Consider the following 22,170-nt stretch of genomic DNA (forward strand, 5'->3'; position numbering starts at 1 on the left):
ATGTTAAATACATTAAAATTCAAAAAATGTACTTATTCTAAGCTTTATTCATCCCTAATCATGATACCGTTTTCAATTTACTGCAAATTTTTTTTGCATTAAAGCGCAAAATTAATTAAAATATGCATAGAATATTTGCAGCAAAAAAATTGATTAACAAAGAAAATAGCACAATTCGGAAAAAAACTGCCTTTTTATCTTACCAAAAATAGTTAGAAGTGCAAATTTTTTCTATTGTTATAATGAAAAGAGAGAATTATATGAAAAATGATAAGCAAAACTTTTTAGCTGTTGATGAATTATTACAATTAATATTAGAAGAAATAGATATCGGTATACATGTAGTTGATCAAGATGCAAATACAATGGTGTATAACCGCAAAATGATGGAAATCGAAATGATGAATGAAGAGGATGTATTACATAAAAATCTTTTAGATGTCTTCACGTTTCAAAATAACCAATCTAGCACTTTACTTGAAGCCCTGCAAAAAGGTAAAGTACGAAAAAATATCAAACAATCTTATTTTAATAATAAAGGAAAAGAAGTTACGACAATTAATGATACTTACCCAATAATGAAAGAAAATAAAATTATTGGAGCAATTGAAATGGTTCGCGACGTGACGGAATTAAAGCAATCTGTGCAGGAAGGTATTCTTCAAAATCGAAGCACACGTTATACATTTGAACAATTAATCGGAACATCCAGTTCATTTAAGAGCATAATTGAAGATGCAAAAAGATCTGCCAAAACTTCATCATCAGTTTTAATTGTAGGTGAAACCGGAACAGGTAAAGAACTATTCGCCCAAAGCATTCATAACGCTAGCAAAAGAGCAACAAAGCCATTCATTTCACAAAATTGCGCCGCACTTCCTGAATCTTTAATTGAGAGTATTCTTTTTGGGACAAAAAAAGGAGCATTTACTGGGGCAATAGATAAACCTGGTTTATTCGAAGAGGCAAATGGTGGAACATTATTATTAGATGAAATTAATTCACTTAGCCCTAACTTACAGGCTAAACTTTTAAGGGTTATTCAAGAACGTAAAGTTAGACGAATTGGTGATATTAACGAAAAAGAATTAGATGTTCGAATTATTGCTACAATAAATGAAGATCCTATTGAAGCAATCGCAAATAATCATTTACGGAAAGACTTATATTACCGTCTAAGTGTCGTTTCATTATTTCTACCGCCACTACGTGAACGTTTCGAAGATATATTATTGTTAGCAAACTTCTTTATTCAAAAATATAATCGTCTTTTCGGTCATCGAGTAACTAATTTAGATGAAACTGTATCAAATTTCTTCTTGAATCATAACTGGCCAGGTAATATACGCGAACTTGAACATATGATTGAAGGTGCTATGAATTTAGTAGAAAATGAAACAACTATATCTGCAACTCATTTACCTTCTAGGTTCTTTAATGAAAAAAGAAATACAAATACTACTCCAATTGTTCAACAACATAGAGAAGTCGATACATTACATCAGAAAGAATCAATAGAGGACAAATCAAATTTAAAAAATACTTTATTGAACAAAGAAAAACAACATATTATAAATGTTTTAAATGAACATAACGGCAATATTACACAGGCTGCAAAACAATTAGGCATCAGTAGACAAAACTTACAATATCGTATCCGTAAGTTTAATTTATTGAATGATTAAGTTTTCATAAAAAGAAATGTTTTTATTAAATGATTTTAATTTTTTAGTTCAGTATAAAATACATTTTGCCCAAACCTTCCACTTTTGTCCTGCATATTTTGAATATGTAAGATTCATTAGTAAAGGAGGTTTTTTATATGTCGAATGAACATGAGTATCGTCCACATGGGTTTGGTGGCGGCTTTGGACACGGTGGATTCGGAGGCTTCCATGGTGGATTTGGTGGATTTGGTCGACCTGGATTTGGATTTGGTAGACCTGGGTTTGGATTTGGATTTGGTCGTCCATTTTTCCGTCCATTTTTCCGTCCATTTTTTCCATTTTTCCCATTTTGGGGTTATGGTTATGGTTATGGCTATCCTTACACTTATTGCCCACCAGGTTACTATTGTCCACCCCCTTATTACTACTATTAATGTAAAATTAAAAAATATAAAAGAGAAGGCTCTTAAACCTTCTCTTTTCTTATAATGAAATGGTTGAGTAACTTCCTAAAATTTCTACACTAAAGCCCAAAGCCTCTAATTCTTGCTTTACTCCAGGTAATAATACATCATCATAGCCCATTTCAACATCAACAATGAAAAAGTAATTTCCTAATCCAGTTTTTGTCGGACGGGACTCAATTTTTGAAAGGTCAATCTGTCTCCATGCAAATGCTGACAGTACTTGGTGAAGCGCACCAGCACGATTCTCTGGCATGTTAATAACTAGAGTTGCCTTAGTATGTTTAGGTTCAAAATAATTCGTTTCCAGTTTAGCATCATGTACTTGTAAAACAATAAATCTTGTGTGATTATATGAATTTGAGTGAATATCTGAAGCAACAATTTCTAACCCATATTTCTTTGCAGCAAATTCGTTAGCGATCGCAGCTATACACTCATTCGATTGCTCACTAACCATTTTAGCTGCAGCACTCGTAGAAGTAACTGGTTCTAACTTTGTATATTTATATTGACTATGCAAAAATGTGTGACACTGAGCTAACGCATGAGAATGAGAATAAATCACCTCTATATCTTTTACTCGATGTGCTTGTCCTTTTGCCATCAATAAATGCTGTCTTATCGGTATAATAATTTCACCAACCATTTTTAATGGCTGTTCATGTACAAGATAATCAATTGTTGTAGTCACAGATCCTTCAACCGAATTCTCTATTGGAACGACAACTACATCAACTTCCCCTTCAGCCACATTATCCATACAAACAGGAATACTAGAATAAGCAATATGTTCATCATTCTTAAAAACAGACCGAACAGCAACATGTGTAAAAGTCGCCTCAGGACCTAAATAACCAACCTTCACGTTCCCACTCCTTTTAATTTTTAATTATACTAAAAAGAGTTAAGATTAAAAGTAAAATGTTTAATTTTTAGCAATTATCTTACAAATTTCGCAAATGTTTGCTTTAAAGGCTACTTTGACGAATTTTTAACGTTGTTGGAACAATCACTTTTTTGGCTACTTTCCTACCTAACAGTCTTTCCATTAATAAATCAACTGCTGATTCACCCATCGATTCAGTGTAAACCTTCAAGCTACTTAAGCTAGGAAAAAGATATTTTGAAAACACAAAATCATTCATTCCGATTAAATTTACACGTTCTGGCACTGATATTTTTGCTTCATGAAGTGCTCTTAGGCATCCGACAGCCATCGTATCACAACCAATTATAAATGCTGTTGGCATATCTCCACCTTGTTCTCGAATTGCTTTGTTCATCAAATTAAACCCTGCATCAGCTGTAAATTCACTTAAGTATAGATTCTCTTTTCGAAAGAGTCCCTTTTCCTCTAAATAATTTTTATATGTTTTCACTCGAGAATTTATTTTTTGAACTTGCTTCTTATCATACTCACGTCCACCTATATATCCGATTTTTTGATGTCCATGTGAAATAAAATGATCTAAAATTTTTATAATAGCATTCTCATAATCTGTTACAACAGAATCATACTTCTCTTCATCTGGTGAAAAATCAATAAATACGATATTTTTCGATACTTTTTTCAATGAACTAATTTGGTGATCATCAAATTTACCTAATGCAATCACACCAAGTATTTGCTCATCTAACATCCCTTTTTCATTTCCACGAAAAAAAGTAGAAATATGCAGGGAATGTTGTTCGCACTTATTTTCAATTCCAAAACGAATTAGCATATAAAAAAGATCACTTAACTCTTCATTTCCATTATCACCTTTAACGAGTGCGATTTTAGCAATATTCTTTTTTACTTTTGATTTTTTCTTATATGAAAGCTTTTCTGCTGTTTCAAAAATTCTTTGTTTTGTATCGTCACTTACTGATAGTGCAGGGTCATAATTAAGCACTCTTGATACAGTAGCAATCGATACCCCTGCTTTTTCGGCAATTTCTTTAATTGTTGTCATTACAACTCTCCTCGTAGCCTTCCAATCTGAATTGTTTTCGAAACTATTACTTTAATTTTAACAGTTGAAGGTTGTCCGATTATTCATTAAATATGGAGAATTTTTTACATATTTTATTTTCTTTAAATCAAGATTGTATAATTATGTTTTATTTAAGCAAATTTGAAATATTATTATTTACAGGAGGAGAATTTAATTTTTTTGGAGTAATCTTAGTTGTTTTTTAATTGTTTAAAATTTAATGTGGTTTCTCGTTTTTATTCGTATAAATTTTTTAACATAATATCTGTTAAAGCTTCAACTGATTTGGTTGAGGATAGCCCTACTTCATTTGGAAGATTACTGTAAATCAGTATGTCCATCCCCCTATTAATACGATACCCTGCTTGTTTTAAATAACTTATCACTTTCTTTAAATAGCTAGTCCAGTCATGCTTTATTTCGTCATCTAAATCATTTAAAGAAATTTCAATGATTCCTAAGTCTTCAAAGTTTAAGGATACTAATTTAATTAATTGCGTCTCTGTTCTAGACAAAAGCACATAAATGCCAAATGATTGTGAAGCATGGTGACCGTTTCCATCAAAGTCTGTAATTTCTTCAATTTCGTCAGTATGGCCAGATACAAAAAAAACGCGTAAATTAGAATGACTATAATACTGATTGTAAACTGATATTAAGTCTTTAACATTCATTTCCTTATCACTCCTATATCTAATTTTCCATGATACCTACCCGCTTTTTGATCAGATAGAAATAGATTAAACCAACCATTTAATGAGCTAACCCTGTATCTCCTCGCTAGCCTTATTTCATGAGCAGATAACATTCTTACAAGTAACTGATCAATAGCACGTAATAAAGAGAAAAAGAGTTCTATTAAAAGTATCCTACTCCCCTGAATATTATCGGTCAATAATTAATTGGATTAAAATTTACTAAAATGATAGGATTTTTTACTTAGTTTTTTATTCTGTCACAATTAATGTTCTAATAAGGAAAAATAACAAGATTTCCACTTAATTTAAAGCTTCCTGGATAGTAGTTCTATTAGATTATTAATAGTAATTATTTTACATTTTTTACTATTCTAGTTGATTTTAGCGTTATATCTATATAATAAAAGAAATAAAATTCACTAAAATAATTTAACGTTTACATTACAGCTGAAAGAAATAAGTTTATTACTTTCAGAAAATTTAATAAACTATAGATAGAGAGTCCTATTTGTCTTAAAAGGATTAAGAAGTGGAATTTATTAAAAGGGGGTCTTAATAATGTCAGGGTTTGATGCAGGTTTTGATATTTTTAAAATTATTGCTTTCGTATTTCCAATCATTTTCGTCTTCGTTTTTGCAGGTATATTTTTTGCACTAATAAAAGGATTAAAGCAATGGAATTATAATAATAAACAACCCAAATTAATTGTCCCAGCAAAAATCGTTACTAAAAGAATAGATTACGTACAGCGTGCCAATACAAACCAGTTTGCTCATTCCTCTACACATTATTATGTTACACTTGAGGTCGAATCTGGAGATCGAATTGAATTTCAAATTGATGGGTTTATTTATGGTCAATTAGTAGAAAATGATACAGGAAAACTAACTTTCCAAGGAACGAGATTCATAAACTTTGAGCGACAATAATATCTTTTCGGGGTGGAATAATGAAAGTTTTCATAAGTGGTGCCACTGGTTTTTTAGGAAAACATACGACTAAAAAATTAAGTGAAATGGGCTATTCTGTTATAGCCTTTGGAAGAAATGAGGAAGCAGCTAAATATTTCAATAATATGGAGAATGTCACCTTTGTCAAAGGAGAGTTGAATGACTCGATCTTATTAGAAGAAAATATAAAGAATGTAGATTATGTAATCCATTGTGCTGCACTTGCAGCACCTTTTGGACGTTTTTCTGACTTTGAAAAAACAAATGTTGAAGGGACAAAAAATATTGTTAAAGCTTCACTTTTAACAAATTTAAAAAAGTTTATTAATATTTCGACCCCGAGTGTGTACTTTACTAGTGAGAGTCGTAAAGATGTTAAAGAAAGTGATCCGCTACCATCAAAACACTCTAATTACTACGCTAAAACAAAGCATATGGCAGATTTAATTGTTGAAGATGCAATTGAAAAAGGATTACCTGCAATCTCACTAAGACCTAGACAAATTTTCGGTCCTTTCGATCATACGATTTTCGGAAGATTTATACAGATAAATGATAATAGAGGAATTCCATTAGTTCATAAAGGACAAGTTCTAATGGATTTTACTTATATCGATAATGTTGTTGATATGATTATCGCTTGTATGAATGCAGATCATGCCTTTAACGGTGAATACTACAATATTACAAATGGTCAACCTATTTATTTAATTGATGTACTTAATCAGCTTTTCTTTGCTTTAAATAAAGAGTTGAATGCAAAGAACATCTCACCAAAACTCCTGTCATTTATCGCCTTAAATTCTGAAATAATTGCGAGGTTTACTAACAAACCACCAGCAGTTTCCAAGCATATTGCCAATTTCTTAAGTTACGACTATACATTAAACATTGAAAAAATCAAAAGTGATTTAAACTATGAACCTAAAGTATCAATTAGTGAAGGTATTAAGCGTTATGCTGACTGGTACTTAACTACAAACGATCGAAAGTAAGACAAGCTAAAGTCACCTAAATTAATTATTTTTAAGTGATTTTAGCTTGTTTTTGATTGGACTTAATTAATTCTAGTAAAATTATGTTAATTCTGGCCATTGATTAAGATGGTCTAGTCAGTTTATTTGCAGTTTTAGGATTTTTAATTGCACTTTTACAAATTTTAATTGCAGTTTCGGTTTTTATTTGTACTTTTTACCACTTTTATTTGCAGTCAGTTACAGCTGTTTGCTACGCCCCCCAGCTAAAGCAATGTTAATAGCAATCTCAAACTATATTATCTTTATAAAAAACTCACTAGGAATCTATTTAACAGTTGTTTGTATTTCTTTAATATTTAAAGACCATAAACCACTATTTAGAATAGTATCTGCATCTACTATATTTAATCGTTCTTTGAATAGTGGGCCATCAATTACAAACGTATGATATTCTCCGCTTTCGCCCATTAAACAGATTTCTTTGTTAATGAATAGTTGTTTTAAATCTTTATTTAGGCTCTTACCTACGATTGTAGAATCAAAAATATTCTCTTTTGCCCTACAAATAATTGCATCGTATCCAGTCTTAAGCCATTGATCTAGTAAGTTAGTCGTTTCACTTTTCTCAATCCACACTGGGAATATCGGTTCAAGTCCCACGTTGGTTGCAACTTGTTCATTCCATTGCCGATCTTCCTCGACATATAATGTACCAAATGCAATCGCAGAAAGGTCAAATTGCTCTTTTATTGTTTTTAGCCCATTTATCATTGACTCCTCGTATTTTCCTGCTGAGTCAATCATGACAAGAGGAATTCCTATTGCGTCAGCTTGCATTTGTAAGAAATTAAGTGGCGTCCCGTGTGCATGATTCCTTTCATCCTTTTTCGATACCATTGATACTAGACATGCCACTTCGTATTTATTTTTAATTAGTAAGTCTAATGCCAAACAACAATCCTTTCCGCCACTCCAAGAAACTGCTACTTTACGATTGTTCACTTATCTCATTCTCCCTTAACATTAAAGCGATGGAAATGATTAAACTTCCATCCATAGTTTATAACAAACAAATTTTTAATGATTAATTTTTTAGTAAACTTTTAACGTATGTCATACCTTTTATTGCATAATCAAACCACTGTTGATCCCCATATGGAATTTCAACCCATTCTCTCATAGGTTTCCCACCCATTGGGTCAAAGTTTTTTGCTCCGCTTAATTTTAAAGCTGTTGCAACATCTTGTGGCTTTAACTTTACTACAATATTCGGCTCATTATAGAATACAAAAACTTTACCTTGTATTTTTAAACCTTTATGTCCAAAGATACTTCCTTTTGATGCTTCATAGTGATTGATTAGTTCAGTTCTTAAGCTTTCAAATCTTTCTATTGTACCGTCCATTTTCACCATTCCTTTTTATCTAACCCTGTTCTTCATAAAAATATCTTATTAATGCCAATAACTTATTGATATTATTCAGTGTAATATCATCGTCTATACTAATAAATAGAAGCACCTTTATCAAATTTGGGGAGGTAATCTGATGGCCATCAACTTCCACGATGCACAAAATAAAAAGACTTATACAACTAGAGAGGCTGATCAATCTTGGATTCAGTTAATGAGGGATACTGTTGATTTGTTTGGAAAGGACGTAGTTGATCTAGGCTGCGGTGGAGGCATCTATTCGAAAGCTCTCTCTAAGTTAAAAGTAAACCACGTTACGGCGGTAGATTTTTCAGAGGAAATGCTTAAGGGAACTGCTGAAAATTGTAAAGACTACGGTAATATCTCTTTTAGTAAAGGAGATGCATATGATACTAAACTTCCATCTTCAAATTATGATGTAATTTTGGCAAGAGCTTTAGTCCATCATTTAGATAATTTAAATGCCTGTTTCAGTGAAACAAATCGTTTACTAAAAAAGAACGGTATGCTAATCGTACAAGACCGGACGCCAGAAGATTGTTTACTTCCTGGAGACAATAGCCATATACGAGGTTATTTTTTTGACCTTTATCCAAAATTGAAAACGAAAGAAATAGCAAGGAGATATGATACACAAGAAATGCACTCGGCATTAGAATCAGCTGGGTTTCATATAGAAAAAACAGTGAAACTTTGGGAAACAAGACGCATCTACGCTGACCTAGAATCACTTCAGAGTGATTTATTACTTAGAACAGGTCGATCAATTCTTCATGAACTCACTGATAAAGAGCTAAAACAATTAGTAAAATACATCAATAAAAAGCTACAGCATCAATCTACTATTATTGAAAAAGACTGTTGGACAATTTGGTTTGCTAGAAAGAAATATTATGATGGACACAACTCATATTAATTGAAACGCTAAGTTAATTCTAAACGTTTTTTCAATCTCCCATTATGGTTCTTTAATCTCAACTTTTGGTAGTTTAATCGTTACTTTTGTTCCTTCATCAACGCTGCTCTCGAAAGTGATTGTTCCGTTCATTGCTTCAATGATTCGAACAGAGACTGTTGTTCCTACGCCAGTTCCCTTTTCTTTCGTTGAATAGAATAGTGTACCAATACGTGAAAGCTGTTCTTTAGTCATTCCTTTTCCATTATCTCTAATCGTTATGATCGTTTTATCTTTTTCTTCGTGTAGCTTTGTATGTACAAATCCCCCCGAGTTAGTTGCCTCTATCGCGTTTTTAATTAGGTTTATTAGTGCTTGTTTAAATTGATTTTTATCTGTATTTATAAATGTATCGACCTCTGTATCTCCTTTTAATTTAACATTTTGCTTTAAAGCTAAAGGAACTAATAAGGTAACTACATCTGAAACGCATTGCTTTAAATTGAACGTTTCTACTTTTTCAAATTGTGGTTTAGCAAAGTTTAAATAATCATTAATGATTCCTTCTGCTCTCCCTAATTCGCTTAATACTAGTGGCAAATATTCCATAGACTGATTGTCTTTGCTCTCTTGCATTAATTGAAGGAAACCTTTCACAACTGTAAGTGGATTCCTAACTTCATGAGCAATAGAGGCTGCCATCTCACTTAACGTATTAAGTTTCTCAGCTCTTTGGATTTCTTTATGTAATATTTTATTTTCAATTAGTGTTTCAATCAGTTTTGCTCCTAAAGTAATTGCGATTAACTCTATTACAATAAAAATAAGGACTAATCCAAATAGTCTATAATCGCTTTTAAAACTAATCTTATTTACGATTAAAAAAGTGAATAAGATTCCTAGTTGAACTAAAGCTGGCCATAAACTAATAAGAGCTGTTGCGATTATTCTCTGTTTAGGCTTAAATGTCCAAAACCATTTAAATAAAATGAAAGACCCTAGTGAGGATAAGGTAATACTGATGATACCAAATATGATAGCATCTCCGCCTAAAATGATTCTAGCTAACAAAATCGCTAAAAAAGTCACGATCCCCCAGCGATAGCCGCAATATAGAAACGCAATCGTTAGTGGGATATATCTCAAATCCCAAAATAACCCATATGCAGGATACGGAAAGGCCATGCAAAAAAAACCTGCTACAGCCTGAAACATACCAAAAAGATAAATTTTATCTTTATAGCCATGCCTTTCATAAATAATACTGTATATTAATATTGGACTTAATGTGATTAAAACATGTAGCAAAAGTTTTTCGATTAACACGTATTTACCCTCACTAAATTCGAAATTTCCGAAATATAATTAACATAGATATAATACGACAAAACTTCCAAAAATCCTTTATTTTACCCTATTATCTCACACCATTTTTCATATTCTGTCGATTAATATTATTATGGTATTTTTCAATTTAAAGAAAGTGTAATAGGTGCGTTTATAAGTTTAAACATTTATACTAGAAGTAGCTTACCACTATCGTATGAAAGGGATCTATATGAATAAAAGATTAGTTTTAAATATTATTTTGGTTATGACTTTCTTTTTCTTAATTAATTTTTACATTGGTATAAATGGATGGATTTATATTAATTCTTTACTAAGTAGATGGATGAATCCAACAATCGAAACAATCTATTGGATTATCTTTCTGTTACTAACTTTTTCGTACATTCTTTCAAGAGTTTTAAAGAGTAAGCTTCCTACTTCATTCTTTAAACAGATCCATAAAATTGGAGCATACTGGTTAGCCATCTTTTATTATTTAATTTTCTTTGTCATTGTTGCTGATTTGATTGCACTTATTTTAAGAGCATTTACATCTATCAAAACAAATAGTATAAGTGTAATGCTTGGAACAATTGTCATATTATGTGTCGTAACCCTTATCGTAAAAGGTAGAAAAAGTGCACTAGACACACAGATTGTTCATTATGACATCAATGTTGATAAACCAAATGAAAAGTATAAAGAACTATCAATTGTATTAGTTTCGGATTTACATTTAAGCACACTAGTCACGAATAAAAGATTAGAGTTTCTTGTTGAAAAGATTAATAAGCTTGCTCCTGATTTAGTCTTAATTGCTGGAGATATAATTGATGAAGATATTACTCCTTTCGTTGAGGAAAATATGATTCAAACGTTGAAAAAGTTAAAGCCAAAAATTGGTATATATGCAGTTCCTGGAAATCATGATTATTACGGTGGACATTTAGATTTACTTGCCCGGCATTTAAAAGATGCTGGTATTCATTTTTTATTAGATGAGAAAGAACTAGTTGATAACAATTTCTATATCGTTGGTCGTAAGGACCTTGCAAGTAAAAAACGCTTAGATTTACATGAACTACTTGAAGGAATTGATCATACAAAACCAATTATCTTACTTGATCATCAGCCTTATCATTTAGAAATTCCAACTCAATTAGGCGTAGATTTACAAGTGTCTGGACATACACATCGCGGCCAGTTTATGCCTAATCATATAATTACTCGTCGACTTTATGAGGTTGATTGGGGCTATTTACAAAAAGAACGCTCACACTTTGTCGTTTCATCAGGTTTTGGAACTTGGGGACCTCCAATTAGAACAGGGAACCCTTCTGAAATTGTAACAATCACTGTTTCATTTTCTAATTAATATAAAAGGAGACCAAAAATCATTTTTTGGTCTCCTTTTATATTAATTTTGTCATATTTTATCTATAAATAATTTTCTGAAAAGTGTAAAATATTATTGAAAGTTTCTTTTCAGAACGGAGATTGAAGCATGAAAAATACAGAGTACTACAACAAAAGGAGCCGTCGAATTTATATTTTTTTTATGGCTTCACTCACTTCCTTATTACTAGTAGGAATTATACTCTCTCCTTTAACTTTTAAGGAGCATCCAATTGAACTAATTACTCAAATTATTCTAATGTTCATTGTTTTTTTTGCTTTATTCAATTTTGTTAAAAAAGATAACACATCTTCAAAAGTATTATTTACGACCATTGCTTCGCTGTATGTGTATATTAAGTTTTGGACATACCCAGACACATCAACAATGTATAGTTTTGTAGCAATCATCCCTGTCTTTACAATCTTTTTATATAATCGCATAGCATTTTATATCGGTTGGGCATTAAATATACTAATTGGACCTACTTTTGTATTACTAATCTCATTCAGCAATCTAAAAGAAAAATATTCTTATATCGCATTAGACCCTGTCGGCAATATATTAGAATTCCTGTCCATTCAATTAATACTCTTATTTGTATTTTTACAAACAGAGACGAAAGTTATAGCTTTAGAAGCTAATCACAAGGAAATACAACAGGCAAAACAATTAAATTCGATTGGTCAACTAGCTGCAACGATTGCACATGAAATCCGTAATCCTATTACTGTCGTAAAAGGTTTTGCACAACTATTTCAAAAAACAAAAACAATGAACCCAGACGAAAAATACTATGTTGATACGATGTTAAAAGAGTTAGAATATGCTCAAATTATTATTAATGATTATTTATCACTAGCAAAACCTCAAACTGAAACGCTACAAGTTGTAGAAGTTAATAAAGAAATATTAAATGTAACTGATTTGCTTGCCTCGATGGCAAATAGCCAGAGCATCGGTTTCCATTTAAACTTAAATCAAATACTTTATACAAAAATAAATCCAATTGAATTTAAACAAGTTCTCGTTAACTTGATGAAAAATGCAATCGAATCAATGCACGATGCTGGTTTTATAACAATCAATCTATTTCAAGAAAATGAATATGCACTTATTGAAATCATAGATACAGGAATTGGAATGTCCCAAGAAACAATCGATAAGCTCGGTACACCATTCTACTCACTAAAAGAAAGAGGCACAGGCATTGGGTTAACCGTCTGTTTTAATATAATCGAAAAATTTAAAGGCAAAATTAAAGTAAGTAGTAAGGAAAATGAAGGATCTAAATTTCGGATTTATTTACCGATTTGGCAAAATGAAAATGAATGAAGAAAATTTGGAGTAGTCGACTTTTTATAAAAGGAAATATCTGTCATTAACTTGCCATAACAAATCCTTGAGTAAGTTAAAATTCTAAAAAACAAAAAATTCCTAATCATAATAAAGAAAAAACTCACCAAAAAGTGAGTTTTTTCGTTTTAAACAGATTAAAAATCTTTTGCAGTTTCTTTCGCTTTTTGAATTGCTTGTTCTTTAATTTCTTGTGCGCGGTCTGGGAATTGATTTTGACCTTCTACAAAAATTCCGTTAAAGTCTTGAACACCTAAGAAGCCCATTATCACTCCAATATAGCGATGTCCCATTTCAAGACCTGCAGCTGGTCCTTCTGAATAAACTCCTCCACGTGCCTGGATATGCAATGCTTTTTTACCACCTAATAATCCTTGAGGACCATTAGAAGTATATTTGAAAGTTTTACCAGCAACGCAAATCGCATCAATATAGTTTTTCATAATTGGAGGGAATAAAAAGTTCCATAAAGGTGTTACAAATACATATTTATCAGCTTCAGCAAATTGAGTAACAATCTCATTTAATCTTCCTACTTTTGATTGCTCTCCTGAAGAAAGTGTATCAAAAGATCCTCCAGATTGAAGTTTCCCCCAACCTGCAAACACTTCCGCATCAATATGAGGAATCGTTTCCTTATAAAGGTCAATATGTACTACTTGGTCATTAGGATGTGCAGCTTTATAACTCTCGATAAAAGCATCACCAACCGCCATACTGTACGAAGTAGACTTATCGTGAGGATGTGCTGTGATATACAATAATGTCGTCAAACGAATTTCCACCTTTCATTCTTTACCTTATTAAAAGCACGATATTATCATCTGTCATTTTGAACTAAACAATACAAATAATTATAAAAAAAACCTTTACTCAAAATGGTAAAGGTTTTTACGTATAGACAAAGTCCATAAAATTAATCCTAAGACTGAATTATTATTTCGCTTTAAAAATCCCAAAAGGTTTCCCTACAGGTAAGAATTCTCTTCCAAAGTGACTATTTAAAACAGCTGCAGCCGATCCATAAAATGACATGATTGCAATTCCTAATTCACTATATGCTGCAAAAGTATGAGTAGCTTCTTCCATAAAGCCTAATGTGCTTAATGATAAGCCAATAAATAAACAATCAATTAAAACAAAAATAATAAATAAGACCTTATGAGTTTCCATTGCACCAATTGTCATAAAAATTGAAAAGATTAAATAGCCTACAAAAGCAAAACCAAGTTGTTTAACATCAGCAGCTTTCATTAATGCTTCTCCAAAAACACCTAATTGGATTAACCAAGTAGTACCAACAGCTAACCAAAAGAATGCATATGCTCCAAATGCTGTTGCTCCAAAAACATTATTATGTTTAAAATCCTGGATACTAGCAAATAATTGTGCAATTGCACCTAAAAAAATCGCCCACGGTAATACTAATGAAACACCATCAGTAATTCCTAATTTTTGAGTTGAGGCAACAAGCGTTACCATTGCTAAACCGAATAAACCAATTGCAGATGGATCTGCAGTAGTTATTTTAATTTGTTGTACGTCTTTCATTGATGTATATCCTCCTAAAATATTAAACAGACTAAACTATACTACTATAAAATTTTAGTGATTCATATAGCTTTTTTTTGCTTTTAAATAAGAAAGCACTTTCTTTTAAAAAGAAAGCGCTTTTTTCCAAAAATTACTTTTTATGTCGTTTTGCATAGCCACATCTTTTGCATAATTCTTCCACTGCACATCGTCTTGAGAAACCATCATATATTGCTCTTGCTCGCTCAGAGTTTAAAATATCTTCTAACGATGTCTCATAAATATTCCCTAACGGAATCTTCCCTTCACTATCTAAACAACATGGTACAACTGTTCCATCAACTAATACACCAATTTGATCCCTTAAACCATAGCAGAATACATTTTCATCGATGATATCATTACCCATGTCTGGCCATTGGAACTTTTCTGCCATATTCAAATAAATTTTATCGCGCAGTTTAATATTATGTGTTTCCTGAAGTCTTTCACTTAAAGAAAAATCTAAATTTAATTTTTCCTCAAGCAAATTTAATATATCAATATTCAGTGAGTTACTTGCTCTTAACTCCTCACTATCCATATTCCAAAGCCTAATTGCACAAATCATATCACTTTTTTCATTCGCTTCATTAATGAAATTCGTAATATTTTCAACGTAATCGTGCAAATCCTTCGTTAAATCATTCGCCTCAAAACTATGAAGTGAAAAATTGATTTGTCTTAAACCTTTGGATTCAATTAATAAATCCTTTACTTTATTAATTAGTGTACCATTCGTTGTTATGTTAACCTTCAATCCATTTTCATGACTAATGTCCAAAAATCTACCGAGCTTTGTATTTAAGAACGGCTCACCCATCAAATGAAAATATATATGATCTGTATACGGTTTAACTGATTTTATAACGTGCGTAAATGCTTTTTCATCCAAAAACTTCAATGGTCTTTCCAACGTAGGACTCGGACAAAAATTACATTTCAAATTACAAATGTTTGTAATTTCTACATAAACTTTCTTAAATTTTCGCATTCTACTCTCCTATTTACATTTATCTATATCCCTATATCTCGTTCAAAAACAACTCTAATCCTATCATACAATAATTTTTAAGATATTAATATTTCAACACTCTGTTCAATTTTTTCCAACCGAACAGAATTGTAATCATTCTAAAACTTCATGAAACTGTTTAAATTTCACAATAATAACTTCAGTTAATAAAAAATTATTTTATTATAATTAAATCAAGCAATCGAATAGCATAGGGGAAATGGTTTTATCTTCTTTTCTACGTATTTTTTTGTAGAAAGGAGGTGCTGCCAATGCAACACTTGAAATACATACACTACTCTTTATCGCAATGACCTTTATCGTTGCATTGATTTAATTAGTAGTTAGTATTATTAATGCAACAAAAAAGAAATAGCCCCTATGCATCAGATGGCATGGGCTACTTCTTAGTACAACTTTAATAGATAAAACCATTTCAACTTATTTAGTTGCCTAGAACGAGTGTTACAACACTCGTTCTTTTTTAATATATATTTATATATTTATTATAGCATATGAATCATTAGATATACTTTGATGGCTTGAATATTTTGTTAAATATACTAAACTTTTCATAATGAAATTTGTCCTTTGCACGATCCAAGTAGTCAGTATTATTAATGCAACAAAATAGAAATAGCCCCTATGCTTTTGCTCGCATGGGCTACTTTCTTGAAAAACTTCATAGATAAAACCATGTCGGCTAGTTTAATTGACTAGAACGAGTGTAACAGCACTCGTTCTTTTTGTATTCTTATCATTAAAACGGATTAATTCAAAATAGAAACATTTGATAGAAGAAATCATAGTATTTCAAGATAATTTTTTATGATTTTAGAATTAATAATATCATTTAGACCTACAAACACTCAATATTCTTCTTTTTTATATCAGATATCCCCCTAAAAAATAGTATCTAAAAAAAAACACTTTTTCTTAATATCGGGATTTATGGATTTATTTTCCTTGTTATCGTTATTTTAGAGGCAAATAAATTGTAAAGAAAAGAGGAATAAGAAATGGTTTTTTTATCAAAAAGGAAAAATATATTTGTAATTATGTTTTCTTTGCTAATTTTTTTAGGATTTAATACATCTATAGCTAAAGCTGCAACCTTAGTCGATGATTCTGGTTTTAATTTACAAACCGGTATGACTAGTGCTACTACTAGTAGAGTTACTTTAAAATCAGGACAATCATTAAAAATTGAAGTTTACATGTACGCTAACAGTCCTAAAAAAGCTTTAAAATATAAGATATTTAGAAATGGTGTTGAATTGTTCTCTGGCTCTATAAACGGCACTACCCAAAGATACATTGAAAAAAGTTTTTCCCCTTCAAGTGCAGAATACTCTTTAAGAGTATATTCTGCCGATAAAAAACAATCAGCATATGGTGGTATCCAAGTATATAAATAAAAAATTGAAAAGGTGAAAGAATGAAAAAAGGAAAAAACGATTCATTTGAATTATTGAAAACAATGATAGCCTCAGTTGGAATAGCTTTGTTAATAAGAATTTTTTTATTTACACCAGTTGTAGTTGATGGGGAATCAATGATGCCTACATTAAAGAATGATGAGCGAATGGTTGTAAATAAAATTAATTATAATTTAAGTTCTCCCAAAAGATTTGATGTGATTGTTTTTCATGCATCTGAAACAAAAGATTATGTTAAACGCATCATTGGACTGCCTGGAGATAAAGTAGAATATAAAAATGACAAATTATATATAAATGGTAGAGTTTATAACGAGCCGTATTTAGACCATTATAAAAGTAAATTAACAGATGGGGACTTACTTACATACGATTTTAAGTTAGAAGAAATTCCTCCTAATTATAGTAAGACTGTACCAAAAGGACATTATTTTGTATTAGGTGATAATAGGAGAAATAGTCTGGATAGCAGAATTATTGGTAGTATTCCGAAGGGTAAAATTATAGGAAAAGTTAGCTTAGTATATTGGCCTGTTAAAGATATAACTTATTCTTTTTAGGAATTACAAAAGAGATTAACTACTGTTAATTTCTCTTATTTTTTATTTAATCTGGTTATAGGTAAGTAATCTGTTTTGGCTTTACTTTAATCCATCCATGAAAATGATAACCCATTCCACCTCTTTATTGACCGACTAAATATCTTTTTATATTCCAGATCAAAAAAATATATCTTTAACTTTTCCAGTTTTTTTAAATCTTTTATTAACGATTATCATATATGTGAATTTATAATATTTGACAATTCCAATCTATTTTATCAGCATATATCCGACAATTTTCCATATTTCCCGAGAAATTTCCTTCCCAAGTTTTGACAAATTCAAAGGTTTTTTAAATAAAATTTGTTGACAGTTGTTTGTAATCTGTAATATTATTTGTTCATCGCAAAACAAACTAGTTTGAATTTATAAAGACTGCAGTATTGAACATATTTGAAAATTTAATTTTAAAAGCAATGATGAGAAATAGTAAAAATATTAAGTTCTTAAACAGAGAGTTCCCGGTTGGTGCGAGGGGCGTAAGACAATATTTTGAACACATCTCTGAGCTGAGCACCGAACCCTTTTTGGTAGTAGACTGTTTCCGGATTCCCTGCACCCGTTATCGTGCTAGAGTATAGCTTAATTGCTGCACTTGAAGAGGTTGGTATCGTGAGGTATCAATAAATAGAGGTGGAACCACGTGAGTAATACTCCCGTCCTCTAGCTATTTCATATAGCTAGAGGTCGGGAGTTTTTTGTTTTTCAAGAATATTTTAAGGGAGAGAGTAAAATGAATAAAAAATTAATGTCAGCAATTATCATTTGTATGATTTCAATATTAGTTGTAACTGGTTGTGGAAAAGAAAAACGAAATGCAAACGAAGTTGTCGTTGGATTAGATGATACTTTTGTACCGATGGGTTTTAAAGATGATAAAGGTAAAGTTGTAGGTTTTGATATTGATTTAGCAAAAGAAGTATTTAAACGTGAAAATATGAAAGTAACTTTCCAGCCAATTGATTGGTCAATGAAAGAAACTGAATTAAAATCAGGAAATATTGATGCAATTTGGAACGGCTATTCAATTACAGATGAACGTAAGAAAAAAGTTAATTTCTCTGATGCATATTTAAAAAATAGACAAGTTATTATCACCCTAGCAGATTCGAATATAAAAACAAAAGCAGATTTAAAAGGTAAAAATGTTGGAATTCAAGAAGGATCAAGTTCTTTAGATGCAGTTAATAAAGATAAAAAATTAGTAAAATCGTTTAACGGTAGTAAACCTGTATTATATGAAAATAACAACCAGGCTTTAATGGACTTAGAATCAAAACGTGTTGATGTGGTTGTAGCAGATGAAACTTTAGCTAGATACTACACGAACAAAAGAGGCCAAGACAAATACAAAATTTTAGAAGATAACTTTGGTGAAGAAGAGTATGGCGTTGGCGTTAGAAAAGATGATACTGCTTTAGTTAAAAAAATTAACAAACAAATTCGTGCTATGAAAAAAGATGGTACTTACGACAAAATTTATAAAAAATGGTTCGGTACATTGAAATAAAAAGGAGCTTACGATCATGGATCAAATTACATCTTTATTACCTTCCATGCTTGATGGATTAAAAGTAACGCTAGAGGTTTTCTTAATTACTCTAGCGTTAGCAATTCCATTTGGAATCATCATTGCACTTGGAAGACTTTCGAATATAACAGCAATCAAATCAATTATTAGTTCTTATATTTTATTAATGCGTGGTACACCTCTACTTTTACAATTAATCTTTATCTTTTTTGGTTTACCACTAGTTGGAATTGTATTTGACCGTTTTACAACAGTTATTATCGCATTTGCACTTAATTATGCCGCTTATTTTGGAGAAATATTCAGAGCCGGTATTCAATCAGTTGATAAAGGTCAATATGAAGCAGCAGAAGTTTTAGGCTTGAGTCGCAGTCAAACTTTTAAAAGAATTATTCTGCCTCAAATGACTAAAAAAGTTTTACCTCCTGTTTCAAACGAAGTAATTACTCTAATAAAAGATTCAGCTCTTGTATATGTAGTTGGACTTGATGATATGCTTCGAGTAGCTAAAATCGCCTCTAATACAAGTGCATCACTACTGCCACTTGTTTTCGTTGGTATTATTTATCTACTACTAACAGCAATCTTAACGAATTTATTTAAACGATTAGAAAATCGATATTCATATTATAAATAAGGAGACACTAAACATGTTAAAAGTAAATAACTTAACAAAACAGTTTAATAAACAAACCGTATTAAATGAAGTCTCTTTTGAAGTTAATAAAGGAGAAATCGTTACGCTACTAGGACAATCTGGAGCAGGTAAAACGACAATACTTCGTTGTATTAATGGTTTAGAAAGCTTCGATAGTGGATCAATTGAAATAAGTGGCCAAATAATAAAATCTAAGAAAGATCTTTTAAAAGTAAGGAAAAACGTTGGCCTCGTTTTTCAAAACTATAATTTATTCCCACATAAAACAGTCATTGAAAATATTATTGAAGCCCCTACTCTTGTACTAGGTATGAATAAAGAAGAAGCTACAAAAAGAGCAATGGATTTATTAAAACAAGTTGGTCTTAGTGACAAAGCAAATTCATTACCAGACGAGTTATCAGGTGGCCAACAACAACGTGTGGCTATTGCTAGAGCGTGTGCACTTCAACCAAAAATTCTTTGCTTCGATGAACCTACTTCAGCACTAGATCCTGAACTAACGAACGGAATTGCTGAGATTATGAAGAAATTAGCAAAGGACGGAATGAGTATTTTAGTGATTACCCACGACATGGAATTCGCAAGTAATGTTTCGACTCGCACCCTACTTGTAAACGAAGGAAAAGTTTTAGAAAGTGCATAAATGTAGCGGAAACCAAATTATATTGATTAGACTCACTGATTTCTCAAAAAAAACTAAATAATATGAACGGAATTTAATATAAAATCGACTCATTTTAGGTGAATTTAGCATGTTAATTGCAAATTCACCTTTTTTATTTGCAGTTATGACATTGCAGTTTTACTTTATTTAATAGTTTTGCCTTCTTTATTTGTAGCTCAATGAGTTAATTTGCAGTTCTGCCCTATTTAATTGCAGATTCATCCATTTTATTTACAGCCTTCATCCTCATCCTTATTTCCATTTCAGCTTACTTAACTAGTCTCCAAAATATTTCAACATCAAAAAAAGACGCCTCAATATCGATAGGCGCCTCTCTCTATTCATTATTTAATGAAAAAATTTACTAATAAAAGATAATCCCATAATAAAAGCTACAATAAAGCATAGAAGCACAAGTCGCTTTTCATGTTTATTAGAAGAGTGCATTTCATCTCCCCCACTTTACTTTTTGCCTTGAACATACTCAGCATCAAATAAAAATAGTTTAAATAAGAACAATAACGATGGAACTAGCAGTAGTAACCCTAATACAAATACAGTTACTAGCATCGTACCGGATGTTTGATTAGTGTATCCATTGTATATCGTAATATATGGATCTAATATATATGGTAAGTGTGCTGCCCCATAGCCGAAAAAAGCGAAGAAAAATTGGAGCATAACAAATATAAATGCTGTTCCGTAATTTCGTTTTATTAAAATTAATAATGATGCTATTAAAAAACAGATTAATGATAATAAAAACATCCACCAATAATGATTAACTATATTTTCATAAAATCTAACATTATTATCTCTTAATCCAACAAATATAAGAAAGCTTGAAAGGATCGTTGGAACGGTCCAAAATAAAGCATATTGTCTTAATATTGCTAACGCACTTTCATCTTTTGCTTTACTTGCGTAATAGGTTAAAAATGTTGCGCTTATATATAAGACTGAAATGATTGCAATGATTACAACACTCCAGGAGTATATACTTGTTAAAAGATTTTTAGCTAAAAATTGAACGACTCCATTTTTTTCAACTATATACCCTCCTCCAGAAATGGTCAGAACAGTACAAAGTGAAGCTGGAATCAATAGGCCAGTCGCTCCATATAGGAATAAATAAACTTTGTTTTCCTTGGATCCATAATTAGAAAAGGCATAAAATGAGCCTCTAATTGCCAATAGGACTAGCGAAATACTTCCAGGAATTAATAGGGCAGTTCCATAGTAAAATGCAACACTTGGAAAGAAACCTATAATGCCAACAAAGAAAAATACAAAAAATACATTCGTTATCTCCCAAACAGGTGATAAATATCTACTAATCAAATTATTTATTAAGTGATCCTTTTTCGTTACTTTTCCATAATAAGCAAAGAATCCAGCACCGAAGTCAATTGATGCAATAATGATATATCCATATAGAAATATCCATAAAACGATTATTCCTAATAACTCAATATTCAATGTTCACCCTCCTATTCATTGGCTTTGTCTTTAACATCCAGTATTACTCTTTCAAGCTACAAC

At 31.2% G+C, this 22,170-nt stretch carries 22 protein-coding genes and 1 other annotated feature; of the genes, 12 read left to right on the forward strand and 10 right to left on the reverse strand.

Annotated features, from left to right (window positions below; all coding sequences use genetic code 11):
• Window positions 1–260: 260 nt before the first annotated feature.
• Together RAH41_RS11335 and RAH41_RS11340 are read left to right on the forward strand one after the other, a co-directional pair.
• Window positions 261–1,685: a sigma-54 interaction domain-containing protein gene (locus tag RAH41_RS11335; RefSeq protein ID WP_331222588.1), complete on the forward strand. Its 1,425-nt coding sequence runs from the start codon at window positions 261–263 to the stop codon at window positions 1,683–1,685.
• A 137-nt stretch (window positions 1,686–1,822) separates the two neighbouring features.
• Window positions 1,823–2,101: a hypothetical protein gene (locus RAH41_RS11340; RefSeq protein ID WP_331222589.1), complete on the forward strand. Its 279-nt coding sequence runs from the start codon at window positions 1,823–1,825 to the stop codon at window positions 2,099–2,101.
• Window positions 2,102–2,150: 49 nt separating this feature from the next.
• Here the strand turns inward: RAH41_RS11340 and pheA are convergent, their stop codons facing one another.
• The 3 genes from pheA to RAH41_RS11355 all read right to left on the reverse strand — a co-directional run bounded on the left by pheA (window position 2,151) and on the right by RAH41_RS11355 (window position 4,784).
• Window positions 2,151–2,999: a prephenate dehydratase gene (gene pheA, locus RAH41_RS11345; RefSeq protein ID WP_331222590.1), complete on the reverse strand. Its 849-nt coding sequence runs from the start codon at window positions 2,997–2,999 to the stop codon at window positions 2,151–2,153.
• A gap of 103 nt (window positions 3,000–3,102) precedes the next feature.
• Window positions 3,103–4,089, reverse strand: coding sequence for a LacI family DNA-binding transcriptional regulator (locus tag RAH41_RS11350; RefSeq protein ID WP_331222591.1), 987 nt, complete (start codon window positions 4,087–4,089; stop codon window positions 3,103–3,105).
• 257 nt (window positions 4,090–4,346) lie between these two features.
• Entirely contained in the window at window positions 4,347–4,784 is a 438-nt protein-coding gene (locus RAH41_RS11355) for a hypothetical protein (protein ID WP_331222592.1), read from the reverse strand.
• A gap of 582 nt (window positions 4,785–5,366) precedes the next feature.
• Between RAH41_RS11355 and RAH41_RS11360 the strand changes: the two genes are divergently transcribed.
• Together RAH41_RS11360 and RAH41_RS11365 are read left to right on the forward strand one after the other, a co-directional pair.
• A complete protein-coding gene (locus RAH41_RS11360; protein ID WP_025569142.1) occupies window positions 5,367–5,738 on the forward strand; it encodes a DUF2500 domain-containing protein in 372 nt (123 codons plus the stop codon).
• 20 nt (window positions 5,739–5,758) lie between these two features.
• Window positions 5,759–6,754 (forward strand): NAD(P)-dependent oxidoreductase, encoded by a 996-nt coding sequence (locus RAH41_RS11365; protein WP_331222593.1) that lies wholly within the window; start codon window positions 5,759–5,761, stop codon window positions 6,752–6,754.
• A gap of 306 nt (window positions 6,755–7,060) precedes the next feature.
• Here RAH41_RS11365 and RAH41_RS11370 read toward each other — a convergent pair whose 3' ends face one another.
• Both RAH41_RS11370 and RAH41_RS11375 read right to left on the reverse strand, forming a co-directional pair.
• Entirely contained in the window at window positions 7,061–7,738 is a 678-nt protein-coding gene (locus tag RAH41_RS11370) for a diphthine--ammonia ligase (protein ID WP_331222594.1), read from the reverse strand.
• Window positions 7,739–7,820: 82 nt separating this feature from the next.
• Window positions 7,821–8,141, reverse strand: coding sequence for a hypothetical protein (locus RAH41_RS11375; protein ID WP_331222595.1), 321 nt, complete (start codon window positions 8,139–8,141; stop codon window positions 7,821–7,823).
• Between the two features lie 142 nt (window positions 8,142–8,283).
• Between RAH41_RS11375 and RAH41_RS11380 the strand changes: the two genes are divergently transcribed.
• On the forward strand, window positions 8,284–9,084 hold the full coding sequence (locus tag RAH41_RS11380) for a class I SAM-dependent methyltransferase (protein WP_331222596.1): 801 nt from the start codon (window positions 8,284–8,286) through the stop codon (window positions 9,082–9,084).
• A 42-nt stretch (window positions 9,085–9,126) separates the two neighbouring features.
• Here the strand turns inward: RAH41_RS11380 and RAH41_RS11385 are convergent, their stop codons facing one another.
• Complete coding sequence (locus RAH41_RS11385; protein WP_331222597.1) at window positions 9,127–10,389, reverse strand: ATP-binding protein; 1,263 nt, start codon at window positions 10,387–10,389, stop codon at window positions 9,127–9,129.
• A 232-nt stretch (window positions 10,390–10,621) separates the two neighbouring features.
• Here RAH41_RS11385 and RAH41_RS11390 point away from each other — a divergent pair, with 232 nt between their 5' ends.
• Window positions 10,622–11,767 (forward strand): metallophosphoesterase, encoded by a 1,146-nt coding sequence (locus tag RAH41_RS11390; RefSeq protein WP_331222598.1) that lies wholly within the window; start codon window positions 10,622–10,624, stop codon window positions 11,765–11,767.
• A 129-nt stretch (window positions 11,768–11,896) separates the two neighbouring features.
• Complete coding sequence (locus tag RAH41_RS11395) at window positions 11,897–13,123, forward strand: HAMP domain-containing sensor histidine kinase (RefSeq protein WP_331222599.1); 1,227 nt, start codon at window positions 11,897–11,899, stop codon at window positions 13,121–13,123.
• 158 nt (window positions 13,124–13,281) lie between these two features.
• On the opposite strand, the gene RAH41_RS11400 is transcribed toward RAH41_RS11395, so the two are convergent.
• The 3 genes from RAH41_RS11400 to RAH41_RS11410 form a co-directional block, all read right to left on the reverse strand.
• Window positions 13,282–13,917, reverse strand: a complete 636-nt coding sequence (locus RAH41_RS11400; protein WP_331222600.1) for an FMN-dependent NADH-azoreductase — start codon at window positions 13,915–13,917, stop codon at window positions 13,282–13,284.
• A 163-nt stretch (window positions 13,918–14,080) separates the two neighbouring features.
• Window positions 14,081–14,695, reverse strand: coding sequence for an acetate uptake transporter (locus tag RAH41_RS11405; protein ID WP_331222601.1), 615 nt, complete (start codon window positions 14,693–14,695; stop codon window positions 14,081–14,083).
• A gap of 133 nt (window positions 14,696–14,828) precedes the next feature.
• Window positions 14,829–15,710 (reverse strand): radical SAM/SPASM domain-containing protein, encoded by an 882-nt coding sequence (locus RAH41_RS11410; protein WP_331222602.1) that lies wholly within the window; start codon window positions 15,708–15,710, stop codon window positions 14,829–14,831.
• Window positions 15,711–16,750: 1,040 nt separating this feature from the next.
• Here RAH41_RS11410 and RAH41_RS11415 point away from each other — a divergent pair.
• The 5 genes from RAH41_RS11415 (at window position 16,751) to RAH41_RS11435 (ending at window position 20,607) form a co-directional block, all read left to right on the forward strand.
• Window positions 16,751–17,149 (forward strand): hypothetical protein, encoded by a 399-nt coding sequence (locus RAH41_RS11415; protein ID WP_331222603.1) that lies wholly within the window; start codon window positions 16,751–16,753, stop codon window positions 17,147–17,149.
• A 20-nt stretch (window positions 17,150–17,169) separates the two neighbouring features.
• On the forward strand, window positions 17,170–17,730 hold the full coding sequence (gene lepB / locus RAH41_RS11420) for a signal peptidase I (protein ID WP_331222604.1): 561 nt from the start codon (window positions 17,170–17,172) through the stop codon (window positions 17,728–17,730).
• Window positions 17,731–18,179: 449 nt separating this feature from the next.
• Window positions 18,180–18,439: a binding site (T-box leader), on the forward strand.
• 66 nt (window positions 18,440–18,505) lie between these two features.
• Window positions 18,506–19,282, forward strand: a complete 777-nt coding sequence (locus RAH41_RS11425) for an amino acid ABC transporter substrate-binding protein (RefSeq protein ID WP_331222605.1) — start codon at window positions 18,506–18,508, stop codon at window positions 19,280–19,282.
• 16 nt (window positions 19,283–19,298) lie between these two features.
• On the forward strand, window positions 19,299–19,940 hold the full coding sequence (locus tag RAH41_RS11430) for an amino acid ABC transporter permease (RefSeq protein ID WP_331222606.1): 642 nt from the start codon (window positions 19,299–19,301) through the stop codon (window positions 19,938–19,940).
• Window positions 19,941–19,953: 13 nt separating this feature from the next.
• A complete protein-coding gene (locus tag RAH41_RS11435; protein WP_331222607.1) occupies window positions 19,954–20,607 on the forward strand; it encodes an amino acid ABC transporter ATP-binding protein in 654 nt (217 codons plus the stop codon).
• 483 nt (window positions 20,608–21,090) lie between these two features.
• Here the strand turns inward: RAH41_RS11435 and RAH41_RS11440 are convergent, their stop codons facing one another.
• On the reverse strand, window positions 21,091–22,107 hold the full coding sequence (locus RAH41_RS11440) for a cytochrome d ubiquinol oxidase subunit II (protein WP_331222608.1): 1,017 nt from the start codon (window positions 22,105–22,107) through the stop codon (window positions 21,091–21,093).
• Between the last annotated feature and the right edge of the window lie 63 nt (window positions 22,108–22,170).

This window comes from Gottfriedia acidiceleris (assembly GCF_036421055.1).
GTDB classification, from domain to species: domain Bacteria; phylum Bacillota; class Bacilli; order Bacillales; family Bacillaceae_G; genus Gottfriedia; species Gottfriedia acidiceleris_C.

Bases quoted from the DNA above. Each gene is read 5' to 3' on its own strand.
- RAH41_RS11380 (WP_331222596.1), top strand. From the start codon at position 8,284: ATGGCCATCAACTTCCACGATGCACAAAATAAAAAGACTTATACAACT.
- RAH41_RS11340 (WP_331222589.1), top strand. From the start codon at position 1,823: ATGTCGAATGAACATGAGTATCGTCCACATGGGTTTGGTGGCGGCTTT.
- RAH41_RS11350 (WP_331222591.1), bottom strand. From the start codon at position 4,089: ATGACAACAATTAAAGAAATTGCCGAAAAAGCAGGGGTATCGATTGCT.
- RAH41_RS11390 (WP_331222598.1), top strand. From the start codon at position 10,622: ATGAATAAAAGATTAGTTTTAAATATTATTTTGGTTATGACTTTCTTT.
- RAH41_RS11360 (WP_025569142.1), top strand. From the start codon at position 5,367: ATGTCAGGGTTTGATGCAGGTTTTGATATTTTTAAAATTATTGCTTTC.
- RAH41_RS11410 (WP_331222602.1), bottom strand. From the start codon at position 15,710: ATGCGAAAATTTAAGAAAGTTTATGTAGAAATTACAAACATTTGTAAT.
- RAH41_RS11405 (WP_331222601.1), bottom strand. From the start codon at position 14,695: ATGAAAGACGTACAACAAATTAAAATAACTACTGCAGATCCATCTGCA.
- RAH41_RS11425 (WP_331222605.1), top strand. From the start codon at position 18,506: ATGAATAAAAAATTAATGTCAGCAATTATCATTTGTATGATTTCAATA.
- RAH41_RS11375 (WP_331222595.1), bottom strand. From the start codon at position 8,141: ATGGACGGTACAATAGAAAGATTTGAAAGCTTAAGAACTGAACTAATC.
- RAH41_RS11365 (WP_331222593.1), top strand. From the start codon at position 5,759: ATGAAAGTTTTCATAAGTGGTGCCACTGGTTTTTTAGGAAAACATACG.
- lepB (WP_331222604.1), top strand. From the start codon at position 17,170: ATGAAAAAAGGAAAAAACGATTCATTTGAATTATTGAAAACAATGATA.
- RAH41_RS11435 (WP_331222607.1), top strand. From the start codon at position 19,954: ATGTTAAAAGTAAATAACTTAACAAAACAGTTTAATAAACAAACCGTA.
- RAH41_RS11355 (WP_331222592.1), bottom strand. From the start codon at position 4,784: ATGAATGTTAAAGACTTAATATCAGTTTACAATCAGTATTATAGTCAT.
- RAH41_RS11335 (WP_331222588.1), top strand. From the start codon at position 261: ATGAAAAATGATAAGCAAAACTTTTTAGCTGTTGATGAATTATTACAA.
- RAH41_RS11395 (WP_331222599.1), top strand. From the start codon at position 11,897: ATGAAAAATACAGAGTACTACAACAAAAGGAGCCGTCGAATTTATATT.
- RAH41_RS11430 (WP_331222606.1), top strand. From the start codon at position 19,299: ATGGATCAAATTACATCTTTATTACCTTCCATGCTTGATGGATTAAAA.
- RAH41_RS11415 (WP_331222603.1), top strand. From the start codon at position 16,751: ATGGTTTTTTTATCAAAAAGGAAAAATATATTTGTAATTATGTTTTCT.